Source organism: Sphingomonas sp. A2-49, assembly GCF_025548555.1.
Lineage (GTDB): Bacteria > Pseudomonadota > Alphaproteobacteria > Sphingomonadales > Sphingomonadaceae > Sphingomonas.
Window position 1 is genome coordinate 574,454 of sequence record NZ_JAJLPA010000001.1, and the last position, 13,366, is coordinate 587,819.

The following is a 13,366-nucleotide window of genomic DNA, read 5'->3' on the forward strand; positions in this document are numbered from 1 at the left end:
AGATCAAAGACGAACACCCACGCGAGCTATCGCATCGGGCGACCGTCGTCGCAACCTTCCCCGTGAGGTACCCCTTCGCCGGCGCTTCATAGAGCGTGCGGCTCGGCCGCCGTCCACCACACTCCAACGCCTTGCCAAGCCGCCAGAGGATCCGACGCGATGGTTGCGGGTCCGGGTGTCCGTGGCTCGCAGGCCGCGTCGCCGATTGATGCGTGACCGACAGCCCGCGGAATTCAAGCCTGGTCTTGAGGGCTGCCGCTCCCGCTCGCCGTTCTCATGAGGAGATTGCTAATCGAAAAATGCGGCGACGAATCGCCGCTTTCAAGCGATCGCTCGGCCCGAGCCACCATTGTCGTCGAGGGTACGCTGCACCTCGTCCACTTCTAGGCCCGTCTCGCGCGTATCCACGATCAGAAGCACGCCGCCCGCTTGCAAGTCTTCATCGTAACGACGCGCCCGATCCTCATCCACACCATAGCGGCCGAGCAAGGCGGTGAGAGCGCCCGCAGTTGCACCTAGTGCAGCAACCCCCGGCGTGGCGGCGACGGCGATGGCCCCCGCCGCGACGAGCGGTCCAACGCCAGGGAGAGCGAGTGCGGCGACACCCAGACCCGCTCCCAGCGCTCCTCTGCCAATCAGGTCGCGAAGCGACGCTTCCCCTGATGCTCCGGGCGCGCCCGCGCTTCCGCGCTCTGGGACGAGCACTGAAAGCGCCGAGTTGGGGATCCCAAGGCTGTGCAACGCAGACAATGCTTTACCTGCATGCGAATACGTGGGGAACACAGCGGACGCAGTATAGGGTGTCATCGACCAGTTCGCCTCGTTTCGTTCAGCGTCCTATCGCACGCTGCGTCGAAGAGCGACGTTGCCGGTCGGTAACCGACGACGTCACTCCTAGGTTTGCCCCATCGCTCGATCACGACCTCTGCTCGACGATCGCGCCGGTCGTCTCCGGCAATGAGCGGATGTGAACGTCACTTTGCGGATAGGGGATTTCAATTCCGTGCTCCTGGAACAGGAGCCAGAGACGGTTGAAAATGTCGGATTGCACGTTGCCGACACCAGCCTCTGGATCGTTGATCCAGGCAAGGATCTCATGGTCGACGGAGCTGTCTCCGAAGCCGCGTAGCCAAACGGTCGGTGCCGGGGTTTTCAGGACGCGCTCGGCAGCAGTTGCGGCCTCGATCATCAGCTTCTGCGCAAGCGGCAGATCGCTCGCATAGGCGACGCCCACAGGGATGTGGATACGGACGTTGCGACTTGAGTAGGACCAGTTCTCGACGGGCTCGACCATGAGTTGCTCGTTCGGGATCAGGTGCTCCTTGCCGTCGCGCGTGACGACCGAAACCGCCCGGACACCGATTTTCGTGACTTGACCGAACGTTTCGCCGACGACGATCACATCGCCCGGCTTTACCGAGCGGTCCATCAGTAAGATGAGACCGGACAGGAGGTTGCCGACTGTCTTCTGGAGTCCGAAGCCTACGGCAAGTCCCAATGCCCCCGAGAACACCGCCAGCGCCGTGAGATCGATGCCGAGCAGATCGATGCCGATCAACGCCGCGACGACGATGACGGCGATCCCGGCGAGCTTTTGGACGAGCGCGCGTTGCGACACGTCAAGCCGTGTGAGGCGCCCGATCGAATGGGTCAGCACGCGATTTGCCAGTCGTGCTACCGCGAACAGCACCGCGATCACAACGACCGCGTTGACAACGCCGAGCAGCGAGATGCGCCTGGTCCCCACCTCGACGCTGGCCCGGTCAAGAGTGGCGAGCAGCGGCTGCAGACCGCCGAGCGAACCGGCTGCCGCGACGACGAAGACGACGGCCGCGAGCAGCCAGGCATATCCCGAGCCCAGCCCTGCAAGCCTGACCAGCGAATAGGCAAGTCGCGCCACTGCCACGCCCAGCGCAACGGCGACGAGCACCAAAGCGAACGGACTCGCCGTGAAGAAGGGTAGCGCCAGCAACAGCGCGAGAGCCGCCAACAGCATGCCGACGATCGCAACGCCGGACCGGTATGCGTGCCCTTCTGCACGGCCCATCAAACGGTGCACTAAGGCCGTCAGCCTGGGACCGGCGCGTTGACCGATCCACCAGCCTGCCGCGAAGGCGAAAATGATGACAGCTACAGCCCCGGCGATTGCGGCCGCGTTGGGGTCGGTCGGAATCGGTATGCCTTGGGCGCGCAACCAGGCTACGAGGCTCATGTTTCGTCTCCTGCGCGTTCGACGGGCGATGTGGCCGTGCGCTTCCAAACGTCTCGGGCAATGGTTGCGGCATTGTCGCGCGCCTGCCTTTCGAGAACAGGCCACGAGTCTACGTAGACGCGGGCGAAACGGTCGACGCCGAGCTCTTCATATTGGCGAACATGGACAAGCTCATGCGCCCATAGCTGGACGTCCTTGGCCGTGTTCAGGTTGCTGAATACGTAAGCGTGGTGTGGGGGCCGCAGATTATGCGGCTTGCGCGATTGGCCGATCTGCCGACGGCATCCAGTTCCATGGCATGAGTTCGTCCCATCGGCTGGCAGGCCAGTCGCCCGCGACTTTGGCGATGACGTCGGCGATGTAGGCGTGCGGGTCGATGCCGTTGGCCTTGCAGGTCTGGATGACGGTATAGATGGCGGCGGCCCGTTCGCCACCTGCGCGAGAGCCGGCGAACAACCAGTTGCGCCTTCCCACGGCTATACCGCGGAGCGCACGTTCCGCGATATTGTTGTCGATCTCCAGGCGACCATCGTCGAGAAAGCGTGACAGCGCCGGCCAGCGCTTGGTGCCATAGGCGATGGCCCGAGCCATGTCGGATTTGGGTGACAGACGGCGCAAGGCTGCATCCAGCACCTCACGCAAGGCGTCGACCAGCGGCCGACTTTTCTCCTGTCGGGCTCGACATCGCACGTCGGGTGGTTGGCCGCGCACCTTGGCCTCGACGGCATAGAGTGTGCCGATCCGCTCGAGGATGTCGGTGGTCAGCGGTGTGGGCGACCGCTCGTGCAGGTCGAAGACCTTGCGCCGGAAATGGGCCCAGCAGGCGACTTCGGTGACGCCGCTGCGATACAACCCGTCATAGCCGGCATAGGCATCGGCCTGGAGAAAACCGCGAAAGCCGGCAAGATGGGCCATCGGATGCGCGGCGGTTCGGTCGGGCGTGAAGCGATACCAGATCGCACGCGGTGCCGTGCCGGCGGACGCCTGGTCATCGGCGGCATAGACCCACAGCCGCCCGGTCGCGGTCTTGCCGCGGCCAGGATCAAGCACCGGCACCGGCGTGTCGTCGGCATGGATCTTTTCGGCCATGAGGACTTCGTCGCGGATGCGGCTGACGATGGGGTCGAGGAGCACCGCGGCCTGTCCGGTCCAGCCCGCCAGCGTCGAGCGGTCGATGTCCAGCCCTTGCGCGGCCATCATCGCGGTCTGGCGGTACAGCGGCAGATGGTGGTCGAACTTGGAGACGACGACGTGCGCCAGCGTGGCGAAGGTCGCCTTGCCGCGTGCCACGGCGCTGACCGGCGCGGGAGCCTGGACGATCTTGTCACATACCTGGCAGCTGTATTTGGGGCGGACGTTTCGCACGACGCGCCAGCGCACCGGCACGATGTCGAGCATCTCGTGCGCGTCGATACCCAGCGGCCGCAACGCACCGCCACAGTCCGGGCAGGTACAGGCACCCGACGCCGGCTCGTGGACGACCTCCTCGCGCGGCAGGTGCCCCGGCAGGCTGCGGACGGGCACCGGCCGAACCGCCACGCCAGGGTCAACCATCTCAGGCCCAGGCGCGTCGCGCTCCGTCTCCAGTTCCTCCAGCGCCAGTTCGAGCTGCTCGATCTCGCGTCCCAGCTTCTCGGACGAGGCGCCGAACTGCATCCGCCGCAGCCGGGCGATCTGTCCGCGCAAGGTATCGATGAGCAGGTCGCGGGCGGCGAGCGCGGCATTGGCCCGGGCGAGCGAGGCCTCCAACGCGGCGATCCGCGCGGTGGCATCAGCAGGGGAAACGGGCGCTTCCAACACCCCGTTTCCATAGCAGATTGCAGGCCAGTGAGCGAGAGAAAGTGGCGCAAAACCGCCGTTTTCATCCCGCCAGCGTCGGCGTGAACGTCCGCTCGGGCTGCCGCCAGTCGATACCCTCCAACAGCATCGACAATTGCGCCGGCGTCAGTGCCACGGTGCCGGTCGCGGTCACTGGCCAGACGAAGCGGCCCCGGTCGAGGCGCTTCGAAAACAGGCAAAGACCTTGCCCATCGAACCACAGCAGCTTGACCAGATGACCGCGCTTGCCGCGGAACGCGAACAGCGCACCCGAATGCGGGTTCTGCGCCAGCACCTGCTGCACCAGCACCGCCAGGCCATCGAACCCCTTGCGCATATCGGTCACGCCGCACGCCAGGAATACCCGCGTCGGCAGCGGCACCGGGCTCACCGCAGCACCGACAACACCCGTGCCAATGCGCCCGCATCCACGCCCGCGTTGACACTCACCCGCACGCCGCCCGGCAGTTCGATCTGGATAAGCCCCGATGAACATGGCGCCGGCTGTGGTGTCGGCACAACCGGTTCCGCCACCTGCACTTCGGCAAACACCGGCAACGCGCACGCCAGCTTGCCCTCCCGCAACTGCTTGCGCCACGTGTAGATCAGGCTGCTCGACACGTCCCGACGGGCGATGACATCGCAGACCCGAACCCCCGGCCGGAACGCCTCGGCCAGGATCTCCAGCTTCTCCGCATCAGACCATCGCCGTCGACCCGACACCCGGCCGACCACCTCCATCCGACCAGTCATACGAGCACTCGTATGACTGGTCGTAAAACCTACAACTTCCCGCACCGCCCGCGCCCTCGTCAAAGGCCGCAAGCATCTCAGCCACAGGCCCTACCGCAAGGCGGCCTGCTGGCCACGCTTACCTGAATACCACCACCTCATCCAGCGTGACGGCACCTTCCCGGTAGTACCAGCCGGCGAGCACGGTGCCGAGGCTGATCCGTTTGCCGGCCGTCGTCCATCGCACCCGCCGCAAGGTTTGCGAGGGAAAATAGCTTTTCAGGGCCTCGGCGATATCCTGCGGGATGAGCTGCGGCGCCGCATTGCTCGCCTGCTTTCGGGAGAAGCGGATCGCCTGCGCCAGCGCGATGCCGCCGACTGCATGGGTCCTCTCTCCAAATGCGTGTCCGATGCGTGCGATCCGCCTTTGGTTTGATGCCACAGCGCTGTCGAATTGATTGCGGCTGATCCGAAGACCTCTTGGGATATGATCCTGCGCGCCCGGTCGCAGCACTGCTGGCGCGTAGAACACGGCAGCGAGCACCATGGCGAGCAGAGCCAGGGCGACCAGTTTCGTCGCGCGAGGCCAGCTGTTGCGCATGCCCGCGATCTTCCCCGCAGAAGTCTGACGTTGCAAGCTCGCATCCGAGGACCAGACGAGCAGCAAGGTGTCCTCGTAGACGTTTCATCGCCGCGAAGGCATGGTGCTTGGATGAACGATGAGGAGCCGCCCGGGACAACGGAGCTCGCTGAGGATCGCACCGATCTCGCCGAGGACCGCACTCTGCTCGCCAACGAGCGGACGTTCAGTGGATGGGCGCGCACCGCAATGGCCTCGATCGGTATCGGCATCGGCTTCAACGCCTTGTTCAAACCCGTTGAGCCGACATGGGTCGCCAAGGCGATCGCGACCATCTTTATTTTGCTCGGCATCTTTCTAACGATCAGCGCCGAGCGCCGCGCCGCATCGGTGCAGCGGCGGCTTGATGCTCACAAGGTCGCCAGCATTTCGAGCATCAACTTTCGTGTCATGTCCGTTGGGATCTCGACCGGGGCGGTGGCGCTCCTGGTCGCCATTTGGTGGCTGGCGTGATCGAGCTGGCGCCGGCACGCACCGCGTCTGGGGCGATCATACGGACGTCCACGGGCATCCAGACCCTGCTCTCACTGGTCGGTAGTGGGAACGATCTCGATCAGCACGTCGCCTGCCTCCATGGCAGCAGCCTCGGGCTCCCAGAAGCCGATTGTCCTGCCGTCACGGTAAAGGCGTAAAGCCTGGCCTGTCTCAACACCACGCAACGGCCGTCCGACCTCTTGCGGCGTCACCGGTCGCTCGTTCAGCTTGACCCGCCCGTCGGATGTCACGAGGTCGCTGACATAATCGGCGATGTGCGACCCCATCGTGGCACCAGCGAGCAGCCGACCACCGAAGCTGACTGGATTGACGATGACCGCAGCGCCCGCGTCGCGAGCGAGGATCTCGTTCTCGGTTGCTCGGACGCCGACGGCGACCGGCACCTCCGGAGCCAGGCGCCGAGCCGTCATCGCAATCAGCACGGCGGTATCGTCGCGGTTTGGGGAGACGACTAGCGCTCGGGCGCGGATGATGCCCGCTTCTTGGAGCACCGCGTTGTGCGTAGCGTCACCGAGCACGGTTCCAACACCAAGTTCGTCCGCTTCTTCAAGCGCGATTTCGTCGGCGTCGACCACTACAATTCCGTCTGGTGGACAGCCGCGACGCAGCAGTTCCGCGACCGCCTCCGCGCCAGTCGCGCCATAGCCGCAAACGATTGTATGGTTCTGCAGCTCTCGCTGGATGCGGGCCATGCGCCAGCGCTCCCATGTGTTCTTGAAGAGGAAGGTATAGGCTGTACCGAGGAAAATCAGCCATACGAAGATGCGGACAGGCGTCACCACGAAGGTGTCGAACAGGCGAGCCCGGTCGGTTACCGGCACGATATCGCCATACCCAACCGTAGTGACGGTGATCATCGTGAAGTACACTACGTCGATGAACGATACCTCACCGTCGGTATTGTCACGTAGGCCCTCACGATCGAACCAGTGTCCCGCCAGCGCAATTCCGACAAGCGCAAGCGCGGCGAGCACCCGAAGTCCGAGCGCAGCTCCTGCCGTAACACTGCTGCGCCGCTGAAAGTGCGCTGGCCGTCGCCGAACTTCCCGCGACTGTTTCAGCATCCGGGATTGCCGTCAGCGCGGCCCAGAGCGAGATTGCCGCTGGCCGAAGCCGCCGCTCCAACCGCAGAAAGGGGCTTCAGCTCGTGGATCAGAGGGGTCAGGGTGCGGCGCATCTAGGCTGTCAAACTTACCGCTGAAGCTTGAGGTCGAGACCGACGAGAACGAGTTTTGCCGCAATCCGGTCACCGCTTCTACGCGTCAGATCGCCCGGTCGATTTAACGGTGCCTGCTGGTAGCACGACGGGGCGAGGCCAAGCCCAGGCTGCCCGAGCCGACCATCAATCAGGCGCGGCCGGGGCGTAATCCTAACAGGTGCCAGCTTTGCGAGCGGAACAGGGAGCCGAAGGGTTAAAGGCATAAGGCAACCCTAGTCGCCATTGAGCGCGGCGTCGCCCGCCAACTCCACGTTGAAGCGAGCCCCGAGCAGGAAAGCGAACGCAGATCCGAGCAACCAGAGCTGCAGCACGATCACCGCACCAAGAGACCCGTACAACCGACCGAAGCTCCCGAAGCGGGTCAGGTAGATGCTGAACAACGCTGTCGCTCCCAACCACAGAGCGGTCGCCAGAACCGAGCCTGGCATGACGTCATGCCAAGGTGGCGCATCGCGAGCCGGCCCGAAACGGTAGATGATCGCCAGCATGGCCGCTGTGACCGCGGCCGTCCCGACCCAAAAAAGTGCCTGTGTAAGTTCAGAGGCAAAGGGCAGTTCAGGTAGGAATCGCGCGATGAAGGCGAATGCCGATACCGCGACGAGCGCCGATGTCACCAACGCGGCCACGGCAAGCACGATCAGAACGGATACCTCTCGCCTAGCCACGAAGCTCGAGCGCCGCTCGATACGGCACGCCACATTCAGTCCGTACAGAAGAGATCGACCCGCGCGGCTGGCGCTAAAAAGGGTCAGCGCAATCGACAGGGCGAAGCCGGCTCCACGGCCGTCGGAAATGAGTAGCGCCTCACCCAACGAGTTGTTGATCAACGCCCGGGCCTCGTCAGGCACGATCCGCGTAAGTGCGCGCAGGTTCGCGACAACTTCCTGCGGTTCGGTGAAGGTGCCGTAAGCCAACGCGACGAGCGCAAACAACGGAAGCATGGAGAGGAACGCCGAGAAAGCGATTGAACTCGCCACCATGCCGAAGTCGTCCTGCGCCGCCCCCCTGCCCGCACGCCAGCCGGCCGCGGCCAAGCGTCCGATCGAGCCAGAGGTCAGCGGAGCAGCGCCATTCGAACCCATCAAGACCGCTTTTTCCAGAGGTTGGGTCATCAGCCAGCAGCGCTCAGCGCCGCATCGGCACGACGCTCATGCTGCCGTCTGTTTCGAGCATAACGAGCGCAATTTCGGCCGCATCTGAGTGACCGGAGCGCCGTATCGCGGCGTCTACCTCGTCCGGCGTGACGCGCTCAGCTTTCAACGCATCGATGATCAGCTGCCCTTCGCGCAGCAGTGCGCGCGGTTCTGCCTTGATCCACCCTCGGAACCAGTGCGATCTTAACGACATCCAGGTAACAGCATATTGCGCGCTAGCGAGCAGCAGGAAGGCGGTCACGCCCTCCGCAAGCGCCACATCCTTCGACAACAGGACCGTTGCTAGTGTGGAGCCAAGAGCGACCGTCACGACCAAATCAAAGGCGTTCATTTTGGAGAGCGTGCGCTTGCCGGTGATGCGGAGCACGCCGACCAATCCTGCATAGGCACATAGGCCTACCACTCCAGTGCGCCAGATGCCGTCCCAACCGGAAAAGAACATGGTGCTCCTTTGCATGGGGGCTGTGTAAACCTTACCCGACCCTCGGCGTTGCCCCAATGTCGATCACCGGGTGCCCCCAGCCAGGAGCGCTGGCCTAGTCCGCAGGAGCTTACCGCGGCGAAGAACAGCGAACTCAGCCACGGCTTCGATCGCTTGGTCCTAAACCGTGACGACGATCTTGCCCACCTGTTCGTTGGACTCCAGGAAATCGTGCGCGTCCCTGATCTGCTCGAGCGGAAAGGTCCGGGCGATCTTCGGCGCGAGCACACCGCTCGTCAGCCCTTCCAGCATGAACGTCTTGGCACGCGCGAACGCGTCGGCGTCGCGCACCACCTCGCTGTAGAGATAGCCCCGGATCGTCAGCATCTTGCCCAGCACCGCGAACAGCGGGAACGGCGTCGGGTCGGGGCTGAGCGCGCCATAGATCAGGAGAATGCCGCCCTCCGCCATGGCGGCGGTCAGCGGTTCGAACGAGGGCCCGCCGACCGGATCGAACACGACGCGCGCCCCGCGGCCGCCGGTGATGGCGGCCACCCGGTCGGACAGGCTCTCCTCCGCCGTCGCGATCACATGATCGGCGCCCAGGGCGGTCAGCGCGTCGCGCTTGGCGCCGGTCCGGGTCGTCGCGATCACCGTCGCGCCCACCTGATGCGCGATCTGGATGGCGGCCAGCCCCACGCTGGACGAGGCGGCGGTGACGATGAGATGGTCGTCCGGGCCAAGCTTCGCCTGCTCGATCAGCGCCCCATAGGCGGTCATGTACTGCATCCAGACCGCCGCCGCCTCGATGGAGGACAGCTGCTCGGGATGCCGCACCAGATGATCCGCGGGCACGTTGGCGACCTCGCCATAGGTGCCCCAGCGCGCAATATCGAGCGGCGGGACGAGACTGACGCGGTCGCCCACGGCCCAGCCCTCGACGCCTTCGCCCAGCGCGGCGATCGTACCCGCCGCTTCATAGCCGAGCCGGCTCGGAAACTCGGCGTCCTGCAGGTAGGCGCCGTTGCGGAACATCACCTCGGCGCGATTGAGCCCGATCGCCTCCACCGCAAGCCGCACCTCGCCCGCGCCGGGCGGCGGAACCTCGACCTCGTCGAGCGACAGCACGTCTGAGCCGCCGTAACTGTTGAACTGGACGATGCGCGCCATGGGATACTCCATGATCGTTGGGGAATGCGGCGGATGGGCAGCCCGGGCGCCGGCGGCAACCGGCCGCTTCAGGCCCGCTCGCCCGGCGCCGTCGCGCGCAGCAGCGCGTCGAGCAGGCCGGGGAAGCGCGCGTCGAGTTCGTCTCGCCGCAGCCGGTTCATATGGGTCGTCCCCTCTGGCCGGGTATGAACCAGGCCCGCCGCGCGCAACACGCGGAAATGGTGCGACATGCTCGATTTCGGCCGCCCCCGGTCCAGGGCACCGCAGCTCGCCTCCCCCTCCCCCGCGAGCTGGCGCACGATCTCCACCCGCGCCGGATCGCTTAGCGCATGGAAAATCTGCTCGGCAGAAACTTCTTCGAGTTGAGGATGTTGGAACGCACGCATGACGCTCTTGGAGTAGCACGGTCTGCCCTGGCTACGAAAGTTCGATGGAAATCGAACGATCGAACCACTAGCTAGGGCATCCGATCAATTTCACCGGAAAACCCGATGGCCTCCCTGTTCGAGCCATATGCGCTCAAAGGCGTGACCCTGCGCAACCGCATCGCGGTATCGCCGATGTGCCAGTACATGGCCCAAGAAGGTGTCATCACCGACTGGCACGGGGCGCATTATGCCGGCCTCGCCCGCGGTGGCGCCTCGCTCGTGACGGTGGAGGCGACCGCCGTCTCGCCCGAAGGCCGGATCACGCCGGGCGATGCCGGTATCTGGACCGACGCGCAGGCCGACGCCTGGCGTCCGGTGGTCAGCGCGATCAAGCAGGCGGGCGCGGTGCCCGGCATCCAGATCGCCCATGCCGGCCGCAAGGCAAGCGCGAACCGCCCGTGGGAGGGCGACGACCATATTCCCGACGGGGATCCGCGCGGCTGGCAGACGATCGCGCCCTCCGCTGTCGCGTTCGGCGGCGACCTGCCCAAGGTGCCGCTGGCGATGACCGCCGATGACATCGCCCGCGTGCGCGCCGATTTCGTCGCTGCGGCACGACGCGCGGACGCGGTCGGGTTCGAGTGGCTCGTGCTGCACTTCGCCCATGGCTATCTGGGCCAGAGCTTCTTCTCGCCCCATTCAAACCAGCGCACCGATGAATATGGCGGCTCGGCCGAGAACCGCGGCCGCTTCCTGCTCGAAACGCTCGCCGCCGTGCGGGCGGTCTGGCCGGATAACAAGCCGCTCACCGCCCGGTTCGGCGTGATCGAGTTCGACGGGCGCGACGAGGAAATGCTGGCAGAGTCGATTGGGCTGGTGAAGCGCTTTAAGCAGGAAGGGCTCGACTTCATCGACGTCAGCATCGGCTTCTCGACGCCGCATGCAGCGATCCCCTGGGGTGCGCACTTCATGGCGCCGATTGCGGAGCGGGTGCGCCGCGAAACCGGCCTGCCGGGTTCCACCAGCTGGTTCATCAGCCAGCCGGACCAAGCCAACACGCTGATCGCCGACGGCACGCTGGAGCTCGTGATGCTCGGCCGGCCGCTGCTCGACAATCCGCACTGGCCTTATGCCGCCGCGCTGAAGCTGGGTGTCGACAGGCCCGCGTGGACGCTGCCCGCTCCTTATGCCCACTGGCTCGAACGCTATCGCGCTGCCTAATTGACCGGAGTTAGCCCATGAGAATGCAGGATCTGAACGGCCGCGTCGCGGTCATCACCGGCGCGTCGAGCGGGATAGGCGAAGCTGCCGCCCGGCTGCTCGCGGAGGAAGGAGTCACCGTTGTCCTGGTCGCGCGTCGCGCCGAGCGGATCGAGGCACTGGCCCAGGAGATCGGCGATCGGGCGGTCGCCATGCCCGCCGACGTCGCCGACCGCGATGGGGTGGTGAAGCTGTTCGACGCGGTGAAGGCGCGCTTCGGCGGGATCGACCTCCTGTTCAACAACGCCGGAATGGGCGTGAACGGCCCCTTTGCGGACAGCGATCCTGAGGACTGGAAGACACAGATCGACGCCAACCTCTACGGCGTGCTCAATTGCACGCACGCCGCTCTGCCGGTCATGCAGGGGCGCGAGGGGGCGATGATCTCGATCGTCTCAAGCGTGGGCGGCCGCTACGGCATCGCCGGCTGGTCGGTCTACAATGCCACCAAGTTCGCGGTCGTCGGCTTTGCCGACGCGCTGCGCAAGGAAGTGGGCGAACAAGGCATCCGCGTCGGCCTGATCGAGCCGGGGGCGGTGTGGACCGAATGGGGCCACAACGTCACCGAGGAAGCGATGCGCGAGCGCCGCGAAAAGGTCGACGCGCTCCATGCCGAGGACGTTGCGCAGGCGCTGGTCTATGCCTTCGCGCAGCCGCCGCGCGTGCTGGTCGAGGAGATCCTGGTCCGCCCCGTGAAGCAGGTGGCGCCGTGATCCGGGCCGCAATGCTCGCCGGCATGGGGATGCTCACGCTCCCCGCCGGAGCACAACAGGCCACGCCTCCCCAGGGCCGCGACCTGCAGCCACTGTTGCCAGTCGAGCGCGTCGCGACCTTCAAGGGCGCGATGCCGACGGGCGTGACCGTCGCGCCGAACGGCCGCATCTTCGTCAACTACCCCCATTGGGGCGAAAATCCCGCCTTCACCGTCGGCGAGCTGAAGAACGGCAGGACGGTCGCCTACCCCGACACCGCGATCAACAAGGCCGATCCGCAGCGGCCGGGTGAGACGTTCATCAGCGTGCAGAGCGTCGTCGCGGATGCCGCGAACCGGCTGTGGGTGCTCGACACCGCCGCCCCGAACCTCGGCACGCCGATCGCGGGCGGCGCGAAGCTGGTCGCGATCGACCTTGCCACGGACAAGGTGGTGAAAACGATCCGCTTCGGCCCCGAGGTCGTGTTGCCGACCACCTATCTCAACGATGTCCGGTTTGATCTGCGGCAGGGCGGGGCCGGGGTCGCGTACATCACGGACAGCTCGCTGAAGGGCCCCGGCGCGATCATCGTCGTCGATCTGGCCAGCGGCAGGGCGACGCGCCGCCTGTCGGGCGCGACCGTCACCTCGGCCGAGCCCGACTTCGTCCCGACGGTGGAGGGCGAATGGCTGATGAACCGCCCGGCAGACGGCGCGCCGACTCCGTTCGCGGTGGCGAGTGACGGGATCGCCCTGTCCCCCGACGGCGCCACGCTCTACTTCTCGCCTCTGTCGAGCCGGCATCTTTATTTGGTGCCAACCGCGATGCTGCGCAACACGACGGTCGACGAGGCCGCGCTCGCCGCCGCTGTCATCGACCTCGGGCTGAAGGGCGCGTCCGACGGGCTCGACAGCGACGCGCTGGGGCGCGTCTATGGCGGCGATTACGAGCACAATTCCATCCGCCGCCTGGCCGGCGGACAGTGGCGGACGATCGCTCAGGACAAACGTATCATCTGGCCCGATACACTATCAGTCGGCACCGACGGCTATCTCTACTTCACCGCAAACCAGCTCAACCGCCAGGCCGGGTTCCACCACGGCGTCGACCGGCGGAAGAAACCTTACGAGCTGCTGCGCATCCGCATCGGCGCGGGCCCCGTGCTGCTCGGCCGCTGATCCACTC

15 protein-coding genes are annotated in these 13,366 nt (G+C 65.6%); 4 read left to right on the forward strand and 11 right to left on the reverse strand.

Annotated features, from left to right (window positions below; translation table 11 throughout):
• Positions 1 to 321: 321 nt before the first annotated feature.
• The 6 genes from LPN01_RS02725 to LPN01_RS02750 all read right to left on the reverse strand — a co-directional run bounded on the left by LPN01_RS02725 (position 322) and on the right by LPN01_RS02750 (position 5,429).
• Positions 322 to 489 (reverse strand): hypothetical protein, encoded by a 168-nt coding sequence (locus LPN01_RS02725; RefSeq protein WP_262826805.1) that lies wholly within the window; start codon positions 487 to 489, stop codon positions 322 to 324.
• A gap of 427 nt (positions 490 to 916) precedes the next feature.
• Complete coding sequence (locus LPN01_RS02730; protein WP_262826806.1) at positions 917 to 2,212, reverse strand: mechanosensitive ion channel family protein; 1,296 nt, start codon at positions 2,210 to 2,212, stop codon at positions 917 to 919.
• A 246-nt stretch (positions 2,213 to 2,458) separates the two neighbouring features.
• Positions 2,459 to 4,012, reverse strand: a complete 1,554-nt coding sequence (gene tnpC, locus LPN01_RS02735) for an IS66 family transposase (RefSeq protein ID WP_410482776.1) — start codon at positions 4,010 to 4,012, stop codon at positions 2,459 to 2,461.
• 61 nt (positions 4,013 to 4,073) lie between these two features.
• Positions 4,074 to 4,421, reverse strand: a complete 348-nt coding sequence (tnpB, locus tag LPN01_RS02740; RefSeq protein ID WP_262826807.1) for an IS66 family insertion sequence element accessory protein TnpB — start codon at positions 4,419 to 4,421, stop codon at positions 4,074 to 4,076.
• Entirely contained in the window at positions 4,418 to 4,771 is a 354-nt protein-coding gene (tnpA, locus tag LPN01_RS02745) for an IS66-like element accessory protein TnpA (RefSeq protein ID WP_262826808.1), read from the reverse strand. The genes tnpB and tnpA overlap by 4 nt, the downstream gene beginning before the upstream one ends.
• A gap of 130 nt (positions 4,772 to 4,901) precedes the next feature.
• Positions 4,902 to 5,429 (reverse strand): hypothetical protein, encoded by a 528-nt coding sequence (locus LPN01_RS02750; RefSeq protein WP_262826809.1) that lies wholly within the window; start codon positions 5,427 to 5,429, stop codon positions 4,902 to 4,904.
• 45 nt (positions 5,430 to 5,474) lie between these two features.
• Here LPN01_RS02750 and LPN01_RS02755 point away from each other — a divergent pair, with 45 nt between their 5' ends.
• Positions 5,475 to 5,855 (forward strand): YidH family protein, encoded by a 381-nt coding sequence (locus tag LPN01_RS02755; RefSeq protein WP_262826810.1) that lies wholly within the window; start codon positions 5,475 to 5,477, stop codon positions 5,853 to 5,855.
• A gap of 71 nt (positions 5,856 to 5,926) precedes the next feature.
• On the opposite strand, the gene LPN01_RS02760 is transcribed toward LPN01_RS02755, so the two are convergent.
• The 5 genes from LPN01_RS02760 to LPN01_RS02780 form a co-directional block, all read right to left on the reverse strand.
• Positions 5,927 to 6,961, reverse strand: a complete 1,035-nt coding sequence (locus LPN01_RS02760; RefSeq protein ID WP_262826811.1) for a potassium channel family protein — start codon at positions 6,959 to 6,961, stop codon at positions 5,927 to 5,929.
• A 367-nt stretch (positions 6,962 to 7,328) separates the two neighbouring features.
• Complete coding sequence (locus LPN01_RS02765) at positions 7,329 to 8,228, reverse strand: YihY/virulence factor BrkB family protein (RefSeq protein WP_262826812.1); 900 nt, start codon at positions 8,226 to 8,228, stop codon at positions 7,329 to 7,331.
• Between the two features lie 13 nt (positions 8,229 to 8,241).
• The gene (locus LPN01_RS02770) at positions 8,242 to 8,727 is read right to left on the reverse strand and encodes a DUF421 domain-containing protein (protein ID WP_410482777.1); all 486 of its coding nucleotides are present in this window, start codon (positions 8,725 to 8,727) and stop codon (positions 8,242 to 8,244) included.
• 144 nt (positions 8,728 to 8,871) lie between these two features.
• Entirely contained in the window at positions 8,872 to 9,861 is a 990-nt protein-coding gene (locus LPN01_RS02775; protein WP_262826814.1) for a zinc-dependent alcohol dehydrogenase family protein, read from the reverse strand.
• Positions 9,862 to 9,929: 68 nt separating this feature from the next.
• On the reverse strand, positions 9,930 to 10,247 hold the full coding sequence (locus LPN01_RS02780; protein ID WP_262826815.1) for an ArsR/SmtB family transcription factor: 318 nt from the start codon (positions 10,245 to 10,247) through the stop codon (positions 9,930 to 9,932).
• 105 nt (positions 10,248 to 10,352) lie between these two features.
• Here LPN01_RS02780 and LPN01_RS02785 point away from each other — a divergent pair, with 105 nt between their 5' ends.
• Genes LPN01_RS02785 through LPN01_RS02795 form a run of 3 tightly spaced genes read left to right on the forward strand, consistent with a single transcriptional unit; the run spans position 10,353 to position 13,359 of the window.
• On the forward strand, positions 10,353 to 11,450 hold the full coding sequence (locus LPN01_RS02785; protein WP_262826816.1) for an NADH:flavin oxidoreductase/NADH oxidase: 1,098 nt from the start codon (positions 10,353 to 10,355) through the stop codon (positions 11,448 to 11,450).
• Between the two features lie 17 nt (positions 11,451 to 11,467).
• Positions 11,468 to 12,202: an SDR family oxidoreductase gene (locus tag LPN01_RS02790; protein WP_262826817.1), complete on the forward strand. Its 735-nt coding sequence runs from the start codon at positions 11,468 to 11,470 to the stop codon at positions 12,200 to 12,202.
• Positions 12,199 to 13,359, forward strand: a complete 1,161-nt coding sequence (locus LPN01_RS02795) for a major royal jelly family protein (protein WP_262826818.1) — start codon at positions 12,199 to 12,201, stop codon at positions 13,357 to 13,359. The genes LPN01_RS02790 and LPN01_RS02795 overlap by 4 nt, the downstream gene beginning before the upstream one ends.
• Positions 13,360 to 13,366: the final 7 nt, after the last annotated feature.

Coding starts and splice junctions, on each gene's coding strand:
- LPN01_RS02765 (WP_262826812.1), bottom strand. CDS start 8,228: ATGACCCAACCTCTGGAAAAAGCGGTCTTGATGGGTTCGAATGGCGCT.
- LPN01_RS02760 (WP_262826811.1), bottom strand. CDS start 6,961: ATGCTGAAACAGTCGCGGGAAGTTCGGCGACGGCCAGCGCACTTTCAG.
- LPN01_RS02730 (WP_262826806.1), bottom strand. CDS start 2,212: ATGAGCCTCGTAGCCTGGTTGCGCGCCCAAGGCATACCGATTCCGACC.
- LPN01_RS02770 (WP_410482777.1), bottom strand. CDS start 8,727: ATGCAAAGGAGCACCATGTTCTTTTCCGGTTGGGACGGCATCTGGCGC.
- LPN01_RS02785 (WP_262826816.1), top strand. CDS start 10,353: ATGGCCTCCCTGTTCGAGCCATATGCGCTCAAAGGCGTGACCCTGCGC.
- tnpA (WP_262826808.1), bottom strand. CDS start 4,771: ATGGAGGTGGTCGGCCGGGTGTCGGGTCGACGGCGATGGTCTGATGCG.
- LPN01_RS02775 (WP_262826814.1), bottom strand. CDS start 9,861: ATGGCGCGCATCGTCCAGTTCAACAGTTACGGCGGCTCAGACGTGCTG.
- LPN01_RS02755 (WP_262826810.1), top strand. CDS start 5,475: ATGAACGATGAGGAGCCGCCCGGGACAACGGAGCTCGCTGAGGATCGC.
- LPN01_RS02790 (WP_262826817.1), top strand. CDS start 11,468: ATGAGAATGCAGGATCTGAACGGCCGCGTCGCGGTCATCACCGGCGCG.
- LPN01_RS02780 (WP_262826815.1), bottom strand. CDS start 10,247: ATGCGTGCGTTCCAACATCCTCAACTCGAAGAAGTTTCTGCCGAGCAG.